16 protein-coding genes are annotated in these 15,425 nt (G+C 69.7%); 9 read left to right on the top strand and 7 right to left on the bottom strand.

All coding sequences use genetic code 11. The features are described from left to right. Positions 1 to 19 precede the first annotated feature (19 nt). Positions 20 to 1,054, bottom strand: a complete 1,035-nt coding sequence (locus ACQVBX_RS14670) for a LacI family DNA-binding transcriptional regulator (RefSeq protein WP_431638200.1) — start codon at positions 1,052 to 1,054, stop codon at positions 20 to 22. 435 nt (positions 1,055 to 1,489) lie between these two features. Here ACQVBX_RS14670 and ACQVBX_RS14665 point away from each other — a divergent pair, with 435 nt between their 5' ends. The 6 genes from ACQVBX_RS14665 to ACQVBX_RS14640 all read left to right on the top strand — a co-directional run bounded on the left by ACQVBX_RS14665 (position 1,490) and on the right by ACQVBX_RS14640 (position 5,753). Further along, positions 1,490 to 1,948: an SPFH domain-containing protein gene (locus ACQVBX_RS14665; protein WP_431635012.1), complete on the top strand. Its 459-nt coding sequence runs from the start codon at positions 1,490 to 1,492 to the stop codon at positions 1,946 to 1,948. Positions 1,949 to 2,081: 133 nt separating this feature from the next. After that, positions 2,082 to 2,741 (top strand): 16S rRNA (guanine(527)-N(7))-methyltransferase RsmG, encoded by a 660-nt coding sequence (gene rsmG, locus ACQVBX_RS14660; RefSeq protein WP_431635011.1) that lies wholly within the window; start codon positions 2,082 to 2,084, stop codon positions 2,739 to 2,741. A gap of 40 nt (positions 2,742 to 2,781) precedes the next feature. After that, positions 2,782 to 3,630, top strand: a complete 849-nt coding sequence (locus tag ACQVBX_RS14655) for a ParA family protein (protein WP_431635010.1) — start codon at positions 2,782 to 2,784, stop codon at positions 3,628 to 3,630. A gap of 2 nt (positions 3,631 to 3,632) precedes the next feature. Further along, positions 3,633 to 4,502, top strand: coding sequence for a ParB/RepB/Spo0J family partition protein (locus tag ACQVBX_RS14650; RefSeq protein ID WP_431635009.1), 870 nt, complete (start codon positions 3,633 to 3,635; stop codon positions 4,500 to 4,502). Positions 4,503 to 4,591: 89 nt separating this feature from the next. Next, entirely contained in the window at positions 4,592 to 5,308 is a 717-nt protein-coding gene (locus ACQVBX_RS14645) for a glycosyltransferase (protein ID WP_431635008.1), read from the top strand. Positions 5,309 to 5,384: 76 nt separating this feature from the next. Next, positions 5,385 to 5,753 (top strand): DUF488 domain-containing protein, encoded by a 369-nt coding sequence (locus tag ACQVBX_RS14640; protein WP_431635007.1) that lies wholly within the window; start codon positions 5,385 to 5,387, stop codon positions 5,751 to 5,753. A 7-nt stretch (positions 5,754 to 5,760) separates the two neighbouring features. Here the strand turns inward: ACQVBX_RS14640 and ACQVBX_RS14635 are convergent, their stop codons facing one another. Then, positions 5,761 to 6,732, bottom strand: coding sequence for a patatin-like phospholipase family protein (locus ACQVBX_RS14635; RefSeq protein WP_431635006.1), 972 nt, complete (start codon positions 6,730 to 6,732; stop codon positions 5,761 to 5,763). Here ACQVBX_RS14635 and ACQVBX_RS14630 point away from each other — a divergent pair. Further along, the gene (locus ACQVBX_RS14630) at positions 6,667 to 8,733 is read left to right on the top strand and encodes an SLC13 family permease (protein ID WP_431635005.1); all 2,067 of its coding nucleotides are present in this window, start codon (positions 6,667 to 6,669) and stop codon (positions 8,731 to 8,733) included. The genes ACQVBX_RS14635 and ACQVBX_RS14630 overlap by 66 nt on opposite strands. Before the next feature lie 228 nt (positions 8,734 to 8,961). On the opposite strand, the gene ACQVBX_RS14625 is transcribed toward ACQVBX_RS14630, so the two are convergent. Beyond that, a complete protein-coding gene (locus tag ACQVBX_RS14625) occupies positions 8,962 to 9,936 on the bottom strand; it encodes a helix-turn-helix transcriptional regulator (protein ID WP_431635004.1) in 975 nt (324 codons plus the stop codon). Positions 9,937 to 10,054: 118 nt separating this feature from the next. Here ACQVBX_RS14625 and ACQVBX_RS14620 point away from each other — a divergent pair, with 118 nt between their 5' ends. Further along, a complete protein-coding gene (locus tag ACQVBX_RS14620) occupies positions 10,055 to 10,954 on the top strand; it encodes a hypothetical protein (RefSeq protein WP_431635003.1) in 900 nt (299 codons plus the stop codon). 83 nt (positions 10,955 to 11,037) lie between these two features. After that, positions 11,038 to 11,856: a DUF481 domain-containing protein gene (locus ACQVBX_RS14615; RefSeq protein ID WP_431635002.1), complete on the top strand. Its 819-nt coding sequence runs from the start codon at positions 11,038 to 11,040 to the stop codon at positions 11,854 to 11,856. A gap of 81 nt (positions 11,857 to 11,937) precedes the next feature. Here ACQVBX_RS14615 and hemC read toward each other — a convergent pair whose 3' ends face one another. From hemC to ACQVBX_RS14595, 4 genes are all read right to left on the bottom strand, one after another. Beyond that, positions 11,938 to 12,861 carry a hydroxymethylbilane synthase gene (hemC, locus tag ACQVBX_RS14610; protein WP_431635001.1) on the bottom strand — a complete coding sequence of 308 codons (924 nt, stop codon included), beginning with the start codon at positions 12,859 to 12,861 and terminating at the stop codon, positions 11,938 to 11,940. 79 nt (positions 12,862 to 12,940) lie between these two features. Beyond that, on the bottom strand, positions 12,941 to 13,645 hold the full coding sequence (locus tag ACQVBX_RS14605; RefSeq protein ID WP_431635000.1) for a LytR/AlgR family response regulator transcription factor: 705 nt from the start codon (positions 13,643 to 13,645) through the stop codon (positions 12,941 to 12,943). A gap of 30 nt (positions 13,646 to 13,675) precedes the next feature. Then, positions 13,676 to 14,689, bottom strand: coding sequence for a sensor histidine kinase (locus tag ACQVBX_RS14600; RefSeq protein ID WP_431634998.1), 1,014 nt, complete (start codon positions 14,687 to 14,689; stop codon positions 13,676 to 13,678). A 64-nt stretch (positions 14,690 to 14,753) separates the two neighbouring features. Further along, on the bottom strand, positions 14,754 to 15,422 hold the full coding sequence (locus ACQVBX_RS14595) for an alpha/beta hydrolase (RefSeq protein WP_431634996.1): 669 nt from the start codon (positions 15,420 to 15,422) through the stop codon (positions 14,754 to 14,756). Between the last annotated feature and the right edge of the window lie 3 nt (positions 15,423 to 15,425).

Raw genomic sequence — 15,425 nt, 5'->3', positions numbered from 1 at the left:
GGATGTTGCTGATGTGCCCTCAACGGGCTTTCTTGGTTGATTTGCTGTCGTGCGGACGTGCGCCGCAGCTGTCACGCACCACCACCTCGCAGCCGAGCGTGTCGGCGGTCGGTGTGGTCTGGCCGGATGCATCCAGCAGCGCGGCCAGTCGCTCGAGCGCACTTCGCCCCAGATCCACGATGCGTACGCGCACCGTGGTCAGTGATGGGGTGACGTAGCGCGCGATCGGAATGTCGTCGAAGCCGGCCAGCGCGATGTCGCGCGGGACCTCAAGGCCGGCTTCCTGAAAGGCGTAGAGGCAGCCAATCGCCATCATGTCGTTGCCGGCGAACACCGCCTGCGGGCGCGCGCCGGTGGCCAGCAGCTCGCGACCCGCGCGGTAGCCCGATTCCTCGGTGAATTCACCGGCGATCACGCGTACCGGCGCGCCGGGGGCAAATTCGGCCATGGCGGTGCGATAACCGTGCTCGCGCTGCGCGGCGTCGAAGTTGCCGTCGGGGCCGGTAATGAAGGCGATCTGCCGGTGCCCGGCATCCACGAGGTGGCGCACCATCGCGCGTGCGCCGCCTTCGTTGTCGATGTTGAGCACGCTGTAGTGCTCGCTGCGCACCGCGCTGTTGAGCAGCACGGTGGGGAGCGCTTCGGGCAGGTTGGCGTGCAGGAATTTCAGGTCGGCGCGCGAAGACAGGATCAGCATGCCGTCGACCCGGCCGCGCATGGCGCGCAGCGCGGCGGCTGCGTCGTCGGCCCCGTCATGCGCGCTGGACACCAGCAGATGCAGCCCACGGGCGCGCGCCGCCAGGTCGATGCCGCGGATTAGCTCGGAGAAGAACTCGCCATGCAGATCCGGCAGCAGGGCGCCGATGGTGTGCGTGCGGCGGGTGATCAGGCTGCGCGCGGCGCTGTGGGGGACGTAGCGCAGGCGGGCGGCGACGGCGCGGATACGCTGCTCCGTCTCGGCCGTCACGCCGCCGTTGCCATTCAACGCGCGCGACACGGAAGCCACCGACACGCCGGCCTCCCGCGCCACGTCTTTGATGGTCACTGTCGTCACGGTTGCGCCCTTTTGCGCGCCCGGGCCCGGGCGCTGAGGCGGAACGTAAACGTTTTCATCGCGACTTGTAAAGCTTTTGCAAAACAGTGATTTGCTGCGCTGCGCAAGGGTTTGCCCGGGGTTTCGCCATGCGAACCTCAAGCCTCAGCCAGCACCATGGCTTGCGCCGGTATGCGCCGCGGCCGACGCCATTCGTGCAGCGCAATAAGCCCGGTCGCCACTCATCGGCCGGCACGGTTCAAGCGCCGCCTTCCGCGGCCGATATGCCAGGCAACGGTCCGCCGCGCGGCCGCACCCGCTGCCGGGCTGTGGCGTGCATCACGCCTGGAGGACTGGACGGAACGCGTCGTTAAATTTAAATTAATCCAAGCCGGTACAGTTCCCTGTACCCTTAATCTCGGTTTCACAGCACAAATCGATTCCAAGCCCCTGATTATGCTTACCCTGACCGCCATCCTCGTTGTCGCCCTCGCCGGCTTTGCCGCCAGCGCTGTGCGCCACGTGCCGATCGGTCAGGTGCATAGCCTGTATCGCCGCGGCAAGCCGCTGCGTCTGCTGCAGCCAGGCACGCACTGGGTGCTGCCGGGGCTGGACCGGATCGGTCACCGTATTGATCTCGCCGGCCAGGTGCTGCGCTTCGAGCAGCCGCAGACCGACAGCCACGAGCTGCGCGGCACCGTGTACTGGCAGGTGCTCGAGCCCGAGCGTGCCGACGCGGTGATCGACGAGGCCGCCCAGCTGATCCGCCGCAGCGCGCTGGACGCGCTCAGCGTCGAGCCGATGCCGAGCAGCGCCGACCGGCGCGACCTGGGCACGCGCATGAAGCAGGCGATCAACGGCGTACTGCGCGAGCGCGGGGTGATGGTCACCCGCGTGGAGCTGGAAATCGCCTGAGCATCGATTCGCGCAGCGCCGCCCGAGAGCGGCCGCGCCCAGGGGAGTTGAGCATCGCTTGCCCGCTTCGGCGGGTTTTCTTTTGTCCGCGACCGGCCGGATACTCACCGGCCCTCGCCCACCCGGAACCGACATGACCGAGCGCTCCGCCCTGCAACGCCGCCTCGAGGAAGGCATCGCCGCGCTCGGGCTCACGCTGCCGGCCGATGCCGTGTCGCGCCTGCTCGACTACCAGGCCCTGCTGGCGCGCTGGAACGCCACCTACAACCTCACCGCGGTGCGCGACCCGGCCGAGATGGTCACTCGTCACCTGCTCGATTCGCTGGCGATCCTGCCCTACGTCACCGGCGCGACCCTGGCCGATCTGGGCACCGGCCCCGGCCTGCCAGGCATCGTGCTGGCGATCGCCGCGCCGGGGCGCGCGATCACCCTGGTCGATTCCAACGGCAAGAAGGTGCGCTTCCTGCGCGAGGCGATCCGCGCGCTCAAGCTCGAGGGCATGCAGGCGGTGCAGTCGCGGGTGGAGGACGTGCAGGGATCGTTCGACTGCATCACCGCACGCGCCTTCGCCAGCTTCGCCGACATGCTCGGCTGGGGTGGCCACCTGCTCGCCCCGGGCGGGCGCTGGCTGGCGATGAAGGGCCGCCGTCCCGACGAAGAACTGGCCGGGCTGCCGCCCGGGTTCGCCCTGACCGCACTGCACGCGCTCGCGGTGCCGGGGCTGGAGGGCGAGCGTCACCTGGCGGTGATCGAGCACGCCCCGGCGCCCGCCCCGCACGCGGCAGCCTGTTAATCTAGCTCTCCTTTTCGCCAGCGCACGGTATCGACGACACATGGCCCGCATCATCGCTGTCGCCAACCAGAAGGGCGGTGTCGGCAAGACCACCACCGCCGTCAATCTCGCCGCGTCGCTGGCTGCCGCCAAGCGCAAGGTGCTGCTGGTCGATCTCGATCCGCAGGGCAACGCCACCATGGCCTCGGGCGTGGACAAGAACCACACCAAGCCGAACGGCTGCGAAGTGCTGCTGGAAGAAGTGCCGATCGAGCGGGCCATCGTCCCCACTGAAGCGCACTACGACCTGCTGCCCGGCAACGGCGACCTCACCGCCGCCGAGCTCAAGCTGATGGACGCGCTGGCGCGCGAGAGCCGACTCAAGGAACAGCTGGCCAAGGTGGCGGACAAGTACGACACCATCCTCATCGACTGCCCGCCCTCGCTGCATCTGCTCACTCTCAACGCGCTGACCGCCGCCGACGGCCTGCTGATTCCGGTGCAGTGCGAGTACTTCGCGCTGGAGGGTTTGTCGAGCCTGCTCGACACGGTCAAGGCAGTGCGTCAGCGGCTCAATCCGCAGCTGGAGATCGAAGGCCTGCTGCGCACGATGTACGACGTGCGCAACAACCTCGGCAATGAGGTCTCGGCGCAGCTCACCCAGCACTTCGGCGACAAGGTGCTGCGCTCGATCATCCCGCGCAACGTGCGTCTGGCCGAGGCGCCCAGCCACGGCCAGCCGATTCATCTGTACGACCGCAGCTCGCGCGGCGCGATCGCCTACATCGGCCTGGCCGGCGAGATCATCCGCCGCGAGCGCGGTGCTCAGGCGGCGTTGGCCGCGCTGAGCGAAATGCACGACGACCACGACGGCGCGCGCGACGCGACGATCGACCTTCATCAGGAGTAAGCATGGCCGCGAAGAAGCGTGGACTCGGACGCGGGCTCGACGCCCTGCTCGGTGGCGATGGCGCCGGTACGCCATCGGTGATCGAGCAGGAGGGCGAGCTGCGCACGCTGCCGATCCAGCAGATCCAGCCCGGCAAGTACCAGCCGCGGCGCCACTGGAACGACGAGGCGCTGGACGAGCTGGCCGCCTCGATCAAGGCGCAGGGCCTCATCCAGCCGGTGGTGGTGCGCGCGCTGGGCAAGCACAGCTACGAGCTGATCGCCGGCGAGCGTCGCTGGCGCGCCGCGCAGCGCGCGCAGATGAGCGAGATCCCGGCGCTGGTGAAGGACGTGCCCGAAGTGGCCGTGCCGGCGATGGCGCTGATCGAGAACATCCAGCGCCAGGACCTCACCCCGCTGGAAGAGGCCGACGCGCTCAAGCGCCTGATCGACGATTTCGACCTCACCCACCAGCAGGCCGCCGACGCGGTGGGCCGCTCGCGCGCCTCGGTGTCCAACCTGCTGCGCCTCACCGAGCTGCCCGCTTCGATCAAGAAGCTGCTCGACGAAGGCAAGCTGGAGATGGGCCACGCCCGCTGCCTGATCACCCTGCCCGAACGCGAGGCCGAATCGCTGGCGCTGGAGGCCGCGCGCAACGGCTGGAGCGTGCGTGAGCTGGAAGAGGCCGCGCGCAAGGCGCAGGCCGCGCCCAAGGGCAAGGCCAAGCGCGCCCCGGCGCGCGACCCGAACGTCGCCGACCTCGAGCGCGAACTGGCCGAGCGCTTCGCCACCCGCGTGGAGCTGCTGTCCCAGGGGCGCGGCGGCAAGGGCAAGCTGGTGATCCACTACCACAGCAACGACGAGCTGGACGGCATCCTCGGCAAGATCCGCTGAGGCTTCCTGTAGGCGCGCACAGGGTGCGCTCCTACAGGGCTGCGGCATCGGCGATAATCACGAACTTACGCATTTCCGGACTGGCCCCCATGCCCCAGCTCTCCGTCGTCGTCCCCGTCTTCAACGAGCGCGACAACATCCCGCCGCTGCTCGCCGAGATCGCCGCCGCGCTGCGCGGCAAGGTCGACTACGAGGTGATCTACGTCGACGACGATTCCACCGACGACAGCCGCGACGTGCTCAAGGCGCAGAAGGCCAGCCATCCGGAGCTGCGGGTGATCCATCACGTCAACCGCAGCGGCCAGAGCACCGCGGTGTGGAACGGCGTGCGCGCGGCGCAGTCGCCCTGGATCGCCACGCTGGACGGCGACGGCCAGAACGATCCGGCCGACATCCCCAAGCTGCTGGCCGCGCGCGATGCCGCTGCCGGCAACGTGCGTCTGCTGGCCGGTTGGCGCACCACGCGGCGCGACAGCTTCAACAAGCGCATCTCCTCGAAGATCGCCAACGCGGTGCGCTCGCGCATGCTCAAGGACGCCACGCCGGACACCGGCTGCGGACTGAAGCTGTTTGAGCGCGAGGTGTTCCTGCGCCTGCCCTACTTCGACCACATGCACCGCTACCTGCCCGCGCTGGTCAAGCGCGCCGGCTTCCAGAGCCAGAGCGTGCCAGTAGGCCATCGCCCGCGCACGGCCGGCACCTCCAAGTACGGCATGCTCGATCGGCTGTGGGTGGGTCTGGCCGACCTGCGCGGCGTGGCGTGGCTGATGCGCCGGGGCAAGGTCACGGCGGTGGAAGAGCTGTAACTCTTCACGCCGGCTTTGCGGCGCCCGCCGCGGCAGCGGCGTAAGCTCAAGAACTTTCCCGGGCGCGGAGCGGCGCATGGGCATTGCCATCAAGCGGATCTACGCACCCGCGGGCGCGGGCGACGGCTATCGAGTGCTGGTCGATCGCCTGTGGCCACGCGGCGTGCGCAAGGAAGACGCCGCGCTGGACGGCTGGTTGCGCGAGGTTGCTCCTTCGCCCGCCCTGCGCCGCTGGTTCGGCCACCAGCCGTCGCGCTGGGAGGGCTTTCGGCACCGATACGCGGCCGAACTGGACACCCTGGCCGACCACTGGCGTCCGCTGGCCGATCGCGCGGCCCATCACCGGGTCACCCTGCTCTACGCGGCGCGCGACGAGGAGCACAACCACGCGCTGGCGCTGAAGAATTACCTCGACACCTGGCTGCGCGCGCACGGGCCGCGCTGAGGCGCGCTCACTCCTCGGGCTGGCGCTGGCGCATCACGCCCTGGCGGCTCCAGTCCTGCAGGGCGGCGCGGGCGCGTTCGTGGCCCAGCTCGATCAACTCGCGCGCCCGGTAGAACTCGTAGGCGGTGGAAACGTTGCGCGGCATCTGGATCAGCAGATCCGGTGCGTAGGCGGCCAGGCGCAGCCGCGCGAGATTCGACTGCATCAGGTCCATCGACTGGTTGAGCAAATCGAGCGCCCCAGGCATGGCCGGGCTGTCCGCGACGCTGCTGCTGCCGGGCAGCATCCGGCCGAGCCACTCGGCGATCCGGCCGCGGTGGCTGGCGTCGTCCGCCTCCACCACGGCGGTGGCCGGCAGCTCGGCCGGCCCGTCCACGCTCACGGCGATCAGGTAGTCGGCGCGCTCGCGCATCAGCGGGGTCACCGGCACCGGATTGAGCAGGGCGCCGTCCAGCAGCAGTCGACCGTCGATGCGGTGGGGCCGGAACACGGTGGGAATCGCGATGGAGGCACGGATGGCGTCGAACAGCGATCCGCGGGTGAGCCACACCTCGCGTTCGCGCTCCAGGTCGGTGGCCACGGCGGTGTAGGCCAGTGGCAGCTCCTCGATGTGCACGTCGCCGATCAGCTCGCGCAGCGTGCCAATCAGCTTTTCGCCCTTGATGAAGCCGCCGCCGGAGAAGGTCCAGTCGAGCAGGCGCAGCACGTCGATCTTGGCCAGCGCGGTGACCCAGTCGCGGTACACGTCGAGCTTGCCCATCGCATAGATGCCGCCGATCAGCGCGCCCATCGAGGTGCCGGCGATCGCCACCACGTCGAAGCCGGCGGCCTCGATCTCCTCAATCACGCCGATGTGTGCCAGGCCCTTGGCGCCGCCGGCGCCGAGCGCCAGCGCCACGGTCGGTCGGCTGCCATGGGCGGGGCGCTCGGGGGTGGTCTGGATGTCGTGCCCGTCGGACGGGGTATCGAGGTGGGCCATGGGCTCGCGCAGGCGGTGACGGGTCATAACGTTGTACAAACACCCGGATTCCGTACGATGCCAGAAAGGCCCCGCAGCAGCGACCGCGACGCATCCACGCCCTGGACTGCGGCGGCGCAGCAGACGCCAGGCGGCGGCCTCTTTCCGGGAATTATTGATGCGCCTTACCTTGCGACGACCGCTACCCGCGGCTGCCACCGGCTCCCCTGTCCCCGAGGCCGCCGCATGACTTGGCAGGCCTGGGCCACCGTGGCGGTGATCGTCGCGGCGATGGCGTTGTTCGCCAGTGAAAAGTTGCGCATCGACCTGGTGGCGCTGATGGCGCTGGCGGCGTTGGTGATCCTGGGCATCGTGAGCCCGGCCGAGGCCCTGAGCGGCTTCAGCAATGAGGCGACGGTCACGGTGGCCGCCATGTTCGCGCTGAGCATGGGCATCGAACGCTCCGGCGCGCTGGAGCCGCTGAGTCGGTTGCTGGTGAAGATCCGGCGCCCCTGGCTGCTCACGCTGGCGATGATGCTGGCGATCGCGCCGTTGGGCGCGTTCATCAAGAACATCGCGCTGGTCGCCACCTTCCTGCCGCTGGCGCTCAAGGTGTGCCAGCGCACCGGCACCGCGCCCGGCCGGGTGCTGATGCCAATGGCCTTCGCCGCGCAAATGGGCGGCGTGTGCACGCTCATCGGCACCTCCTCCAACCTGCTGGCCGACACGCTGGCGCAGAAGCACGGGCTGCAGCCGTTCGGCGTGTTCGAGTTCACTTCGCTGGGCGCCGTGCTGGCGGTGGTGGGCATGGCCTACCTGATGCTGATCGGCCGCTGGCTGCTGCCGCGGCACATCGACACCGACATGCCGGTGGAGGCGGAAATCGGGAAGTACGTCACCGAGCTGGAGGTCACCGAGCAGTCCTCGCTGCTGGGCAAGAGCATCGCTGATGCCAGCCTGGGCGAGCGCTACGGCGTGTACCCGCTGGAGCTGCTGCGCGGCGAGCGGCGCATGTGGTCGCCGCGCTCGCAGCAGATCGCCCGCGGCGACGTGCTGCTGGTGCGCGGCGACTGGGAGAAGATCGAGGAGTTCCGTCGCCAGGCCGGCCTGCGCAACGCGCCGGAAAGCCACTACGCGCACGCCGACGACCGCCCGCGCGTGCTCGCCGAGATCATGGTCGCGCCGGCCAGCCCGCTGGAAGGTCGCCGCTTTGGTGAAACCGGCATCGGCTGGCGCTACGACGCGGTGGCGCTGGCGATCCACCGGCGCGGCCAGGTGCTGCGCGAAAAGCTCAGCGACGTGTCCCTGGCGGTGGGCGACGTGCTGCTGGTGCTGGTGGCCGAGGAGGCCATGACCAACGTGCGCAACGACGAGTCGTTCATCGTGCTCAGCGAGCGCGAGAACGCGCCGCGCACGCCGCGTAAGGCGCTCTATGCGGTGGCGATCATGGCGGCGGTGATCGTGGCGTCCGGCCTGCGCTGGCTGCCGATTCCGATCGCCGCTATCTGCGGCGCCACCGCCATGGCGCTGGCCGGCTGCTTTGGCCGTAAAGACGTCTATGAGGGCATGGACTGGAAGATCATCATCCTGCTCGGGGCGATCCTGCCGTTGGGCGTGGCGATCGAGAAGAGCGGCCTGTCCACTGCGGTGGTGCACATGGGCATGGCGGTGGTCGGCAGCCATGGTCCGCTGGCCGCGCTGCTGATGATCTACCTGCTGACCGCGCTGCTCACCGAACTGATGGGGCACAACCCCTCGGTGGTGCTGATGGTCGGCATTGCCGCCTCGGTGGCGCAGGCCATGCACGTGGATCCGCGCCCGTTCGTGGTGGCGGTGGCGTTCGCGGCGGCCACCTCGTTCGCCACGCCGGTGGGCTACCCCACCAACACCATGGTGTATTACGCCGGCGGCTATCGCTTCACCGACTTCATGAAGGTCGGCATCCCGCTCATCCTGCTGTTCTGCGCACTGTCGATGTGGCTGATCCCGCACTTCTGGCCGTTCCAGGCGGTGGCGCACTGACGCGGCTGCGCCCGTCCGTGACGGAGAGAGCGTTAGCGGTGAGTGGCTGGCCGTGGGCGAGACCGGGAAGGCGCTTCGATGGTGCTGGCGCAAGCTCACCCAATCCTCGATCAGACCAAGGCCAAGCTCTCTCCCCGAGAGGGAGAGGCGGCGAACGCGCCGCGCGGTTTCGCTCCCTCGGAGCGCCTGCCAAGCAGGCGAAGGTGCGCGAGGTCCGGACGGCGGTGCTTACCGGCCGTAGCCGGTGAGCGCGAGCTGCAGCAGGATCTTCATTTCCTCGCGCAGCGGCAGGGGCGCCACGATCTCCGCATCCGGGCCGTACTTGAGCACGTCCATCAGCAGCTCGCGCGAGTTGGAGTAGGGCACCTGCAGCTCGTAGCGGCCGTCGGGCAGCCACTCGCCCTTCTGCTGCGAGTGCCAGTGCTCGTCGGCCACCCAGCGCGCGGCGTGCGCGGAGAAACGGATCGTCGCCCACGCCTTCGGCGTGCCGGCGAAGATGCCGTAGCTGGAGGAGAGCAGCTCATTGAGGTCGGCCTCGCCCACGTCGGTGGCGGCCGTATCGAGCGCGTGCGGCTCCAGGATGCGATCCACCGCGAAGCTGCGCAGTGCCTCGCGGTCGTGATCCCAGCCGTCCAGATACCAGTTGTCGCGGTAATGCGTGAGGCGCTGCGGCGAGACGGTGCGGCGGCTGTCCGAATTGGTGGTGCGCGCGCGGTAGCGGAAGCGCAGCTGCTTACGCTCGAGCACGGCGCCGGCGGTGATGCGGAACACCTGCTGGTCGAGCTTGCGTTCGCCCCAGGGAATCACCCGGATGCGCTCGATCGGCAACGCCTTGCCGCTGCCCTGGTCGGACAACAGACCCTCGATGCGCGCCTTGAACGGGGCCAGCGCACCGGCCAGTACGCCCGGCCCGCTGCGCCCGATCAGTTCGTTGAGCGCCAGCAGCGCGGCCAGTTCGTCGGAGGTGAGCCATAGCCCGGGCAGTTCGAAGCGCTCACCCTCGCCCAGCTCGTAGCGGAACGCCGCCTGCTCGCCGCCGCCGCTCTCGATCGGTGCGCCCAGCGCGTCGCGCAGAAAAGCCACGTCGCGATACAGCGTGGCGCGCGAGCATTCCAGCTCGTCCATCAGGCGCGGCAGCGGCACCGGATAGTGCGCCGACTTCAGCAGGCGATGCAGGGTGAGGATGCGCTCGTAACGGTCCATGGCATATCGTCGAGGAAAGTCGTTGTGTAGCATGGGCATGCCCCCGGACGGCCGCAAGAGCGATCTGTCGTCGTCACCTTCCCTGCGTTGCCCGTGGCTCAACTCCATGACAACCCCGATGCAAGCCCCTCCCTCCGTGCCTGAGGCCGGAGCCGAATCCGCCGCTCGCCCGCGCGATCACGCCGCGGGCCCCGTTGCCATCGTCCTGCAGGTGCTGGCCGACACCGGCTACGGCATCTGGGCGCTGCAGGGGATGGCGCTGGCGTTCGGCATCTTTCGCGAAGGTCGGGGCGAATCGCTGGTGCCGCTCGCGGTCGGCACGCTGTTCGTGATCGCCGGTCTGGTCGTGGCCAGCGTGCGTGGTTCCAGCGGGCCGGCCTGGCATGGCTGGCGCCCCGGCCATCACGCCTGGCCGCCCCGTTCGGCGCTGATCGCCCTGGCCAGTTTTCTGCCGATGCTGGCGGTGGCCGGGCTGACGCGCGGCGACAACGACTTCTGGGCCACCCGGCTGGCCGGCGCCACGTTGATGCTGTGCAGCCTCGGCAGCCTGATCCACGGCATGCTGCGCTGGGGCGCGCCGGCGCGCCTGGCCAGTTCCGCCGTGTTGCCGGTGGGACGCGTGATGGCGGCCTTGTATGGCGGCGGGTTGTGGCTGTGGCTGTTCGTGGCGGCCGACGGCAGCATCGCGGTCGGTCCGGCCCAGCCGCAGCATCAGCCGTGGCTGCTGGTGCTGCTGGTGATGGCGCTGCTGCTGGGCCTGATCGAGGGTATGCGCTGGCATGCCCTGCGCCAGAGCGAGTCGGAGTCTGCCCCGCAAGGTGGCCGCGTGCTGCCCGCACGCTTCGCCGCGGCGCTGCTCGGTTATGCCATTCCCTGCATCGCCCTGCTGCTGGCCGATCGCTGGCAGGCCAGTGGAGCGCTGGCGCTGCTGGCGGCGCTCAGCGCCCTGATCGGCCGCGCCCTGGAGCAGCAGCTCTACGCCCGCGCGAACCGGGTCGGCGGGTCCGCCTTCGCCTGAGCTGCGGCGCGATTCACAACGCATTCAATGCGAGCCGCTAAGGTAAGCGATTACGTTTGTTTAACGACTGGACCCCGCTCCCCATGAAGAAAGCTCCACTCGCCCTTCTCGTTTTTGCCCTGCTCGCCGCGTCCGGCGTGCAGGCGCAGAGCACCCCCAGCGACGACTCCGGTGCCGCCAGCAACGGCGGTTGGAGCGGTTCGGGTGAATTCGGCTTCGCCTCCGCACGCGGCAACTCGCGCTCGGAAAACCTCAACGCCAAGCTCGGCCTGAGCCAGGAAAACGAGCTGTGGAAGAACAACTTCTTCCTCAACGGCCTGCGCTCCAAGGGCGAGGTGACCGTGCAGGACGCCGACGGCAACACCATCAACCGTTTCAGCACCACCGCCAACCGCTACGACGGCGGCGCCTCGGTGGGCTACAAGCTCGACCCGCGCAGCTACATCGTCAGCGCCGTGCGCTACGAGCATGACGACTTTGGCTCCAACCTGTGGCAGGGCACGGTGTCGCTCGGCTACGGCTACATCGCGCTGAAGAACCAGCGCACCGAGCTGTCGTTCGAAATCGGTCCCGGTTACAAGCGTTACCGCCCGGCCAACGAGCTGCAGGACGTGGGCGGCGTCACCGTGCCGGTGCGCCAGGACACGGTCGGCGAGGGTGTGGCGCGTGGCCTGGTGAACTACAAGTACCGCCTCACCGACAACACCGCCTTCGAGGACACGCTGCTGCTCGAAGCGGGCTCGAAGAACAAGTACTACCAGAACGACGCCGGCCTGTCGGTCAGCATGACCAAGAAGATGGCGCTCAAGCTCGGCTTCCAGGTGCGCTACAACAGCGACACCCAGCCCGGCACGAAGAGCACCGACACGCTCACCACGACCAACCTGGTCTACAACTTCTGAGCCGTCGTTCCACCGTGGGCTAAAGAAGTGAAAGGCCGGCTGCTCGCGCAGCCGGCCTTTTTCATGCGCGGATGGCGACGCTCAGTGGCCGCGATCGAGCAGGCTGCGCGCGCCCTGCGCCAGCAGCGCTTCGGCCACCTCGCGCCCCAGCGCTTCCGGCGCGTGCGCCGGGCCTTGCGCGGCCGCCACGATCAACTGGCCGCCCACCGCATCCCCAACCAGCCCACGCAGGTCCAGTCCGTGCTCGGTGCGCACGCACCATGCGCCCACCGGCACCGTGCAGCTGCCGCCGAGCGCGTGGTTCATCGCGCGCTCGGCGGTGACGGTGACGCGGGTGTCGGCATCATCGAGCGCGCGCAGCAACTCGAGCACCGCCGGCTGATCCTCGCGCGCCTCGATCGCGATCGCCGCCTGCCCCGGCGCGGGCAGCCAGTCCGGCGCCACCAGCAGGCTGCGGATGCGTCCGCCCAGGCCCAGCCGTTCCAGCCCGGCGCAGGCCAGCAGAATCGCGTCGTAATCGCCGGCGTCGAGCTTGGCCAGACGCGTGCCGACATTGCCGCGCAGGTCGAGCAGGTCGAGGTCCGGACGCGTGGCGCGCAGCTGGGCCTGACGCCGCAGCGAGGAGGTGCCTACGCGCGCGCCTAGCGGCAGCGCGGCGAGATCGGCGTAGTGATTGCTCACGAAGGCATCGGCGGCGTCGGCGCGCGGCAGGATCGCCGGCAGCACGAAGCCCGGCTCCAGTTCCGCCGGCACGTCCTTGAGCGAATGCACGGCGAGCTCGGCGCGCCCTTCGAGCATCGCCACTTCCAGCTCCTTGAGGAACAGCCCCTTGCCACCGATCGTCGCCAGCGGGCGATCGAGGATCTCGTCACCGCGCGTGCTCATCGGCACCAGCTCCACCACCAGGCCGGGATGCGCCGCGCGCAGCAACGCAGCCACGTGCTCGGCCTGCCACAGCGCGAGCGCGCTCTTGCGGGTGGCGATACGCAGGGTGGTCGGGGTCATGCTTCGCTCCGCGGACAGGGGACAACGGCGCATTGTCGCGCAGATCGATCGATGCGCTCGACCCTGCGACGTTGCCGCGTCAGCCCATGCGCAGCAGCTTGCGCAGCGCGGGCAGGTTGCGGCGGCTCACTTCGGGCTGCAGCTCGGTGCCGGCCAGGCGCGCCAGCGTGCGGCCATCGGCCAGTGTCTTGAGGCCCACCAGCCGCGCGTGAGGCACCAGGCAGTTGCGGTGCAATCGCACCAGCTGCTGCGGGTAGGTGTCCTCCAGTTGGCGCAGCGATTCCTCGATCAGCAGCTCGCCGCCGGTGTGCTGCACGGTCACGTATTTCTCGTCGGCCTGCAGCGAGATCACCTCGTCCAGCGCGATGCGCACCTGCTCACCGCGCAGCCGCCCGTGCAGGTAGCCGGACGGTTCGCGCGGCGTCGCCTCCAGCCGCCGCGCCGCCCTTTGCAGTGCCTCGCGCAGCCGCTCCAGGCGCACCGGCTTGAGCAGGTAATCCACCGCGCCCAGCTCGAACGCCTCGATCGCGTGGTTCTCGTAGGCGGTGCAGAACACCACCTGCGGCCGCGCGCGCGCGCCGAGCCGGCGCGCCAACGCGGTGCCGTCCAGGCCGGGCATGTTGATGTCCAGCAGCAGCACGTCCGGCGCCAGCTCCGCGACCGCCGCGAGCGCCGCCTCGCCGTCGGCCACGCTGCCGACTACCTGCGCGCCCTCGCACTCGCCCAGCAGGGCGGCCAGGCGCATCCGCGCCAGCGGTTCGTCGTCCGCGATCAGCACGCGCATGGCATCGCTCCGAAGGGTATGCAGGCGCGCTCAGCCATGGCGCGCGGTCTCCAGCGGCAGGCGCAGTCGAACCACGAAGCGCTCGCCCTGCGGCCCAGCATCCACCCGCGAGCGGCTGCCATAGCGATACGCCACGCGCTGACGCACGTTGTCCAGGCCCAGCCCGTGACCGCCGGGCGCCGGCTCATCCGGCAGCGGATTGGCGATCTCGATCCACAGCATGCCCTGCTCGCGCCCGCCGGCCAGCAGGATCTCGCCGCCCTCGCGCCGCGGCTGGATGCCATGTCGCACCGCGTTCTCCACCAGCGGCTGCAGCAGCAGGCGCGGCAGCGGAAAGTCCGGCGGCAGATCGTGCAGTTCGCGTCGCACGCGCAGCCGGTCGCCGAGGCGCAGCTGCTCGATCGCCAGGTAGCGCTCGACCAGGTTGAGCTCCTCGGCGAGCGTGCCGTCGCCACTGCGATGCTCGCCGAGCGCGGCGCGGAAGAGTTCGGAGAGATCCTCCACCGTGCGCTCGGCGGCGTCCGGATCCACCCGCACCAGCGCCGCCACGGTGTTCATGCTGTTGAACAGGAAGTGCGGACGGATGCGCGCCTGCAACGCGGCCACCTGCGCCCGCGCGGCGGCGGCCAGGCGCAGCTGCCATTGCGCCAGCACGTAGAAGTAGCGCAGCAGCGCCGCGCCGAGCAGGGCGGCGATCAGCGCGTTGTCGCGCACGAACTGGCCGTAGCCGCCGTGGATCAGCGCCATGTGCAGCGTGGCGTCCATCCAGCGGGCCACCGCGCTGGCGACGATCACGATCACCACGATCAGCAGCCACACGCCGGCATACGGCATCCAGCCGGACAGGTGCTGCAGCCACGGCCGCGCCTTGCACAACGTGAGCGTCACCAGCACCGCCAGCCATGCCACGAAGGTCATGCCCACGCTGTAGCCGCGCCAGCCAAAGCGGGTATCCGGCGCCAGCCACATCACGGTGACGGTGAGCGCGCCCACCACCAGCAGGGCGAACAGCGCCGGCAGCCGGCAGAAGTCCGGCAGGGGCATGTGCTCGCGAGGTGGACGCGGGGCGGGTCGCATCGGCGCAGTATGCAGCGCCGGCGGTTTCCGGTCAGCCGCGCAGGCGGGCGCCGAACCAGTCGCGCAGGTCGGCGATTTCCTCGGCGCAGACCGAGTGCGGCATCGGATAGGTGTGCCAGTCGATCGCGTAGCCGAGCGCTTCGAGTGCCGCGCGCGAGTCCAGCCCGCGCTGCAGGATCACCACCGGATCCATCGTGCCGTGACCCCAGAAGATCGGCACGCCCGCATTCGCCGCGCTGCGTTCGGCGGCGAGCGCAGCGCCCAGCGGCAGGTAGGTGGACAGCGCCACGATGCCGGCCAGTGGCTGCGCGTGGCGCAGGCCGGCGGCCAGCGCGATCGCGCCGCCCTGGGAAAAGCCGGCCAGCACGATGCGCTCGCTGGGCACGCCGCGCTCGTGCTCGCGCGCGATCAGCGCTTCCACCGCAGCGATCGACGCGCGCATGCCGGCCTCGTCCTGCCGGCTCATCAGGTCGAAGCCGACGATGTCGTACCAGGCGCGCATCGGCATGCCGCCGTTCACCGTCACCGGCTGCACCGGCGCATGCGGAAACACGAAGCGCAGCGGCGGCCAGTCGCGCGCCACCAGCTCGGGCACGATCGGGGCGAAATCGTTGCCGTCCGCACCCAGCCCGTGCAGCCAGATCACGCTGTGGCTCGGGTTCGCGCCGGTCTCGCGTTCGACGCAGGGCAGCAGGCTCATGGG

This window comes from Dyella thailandensis (assembly GCF_050749815.1).
Taxonomy (GTDB): domain Bacteria; phylum Pseudomonadota; class Gammaproteobacteria; order Xanthomonadales; family Rhodanobacteraceae; genus Dyella_A.
This window is presented reverse-complemented; position numbering and strand designations above follow the sequence as displayed.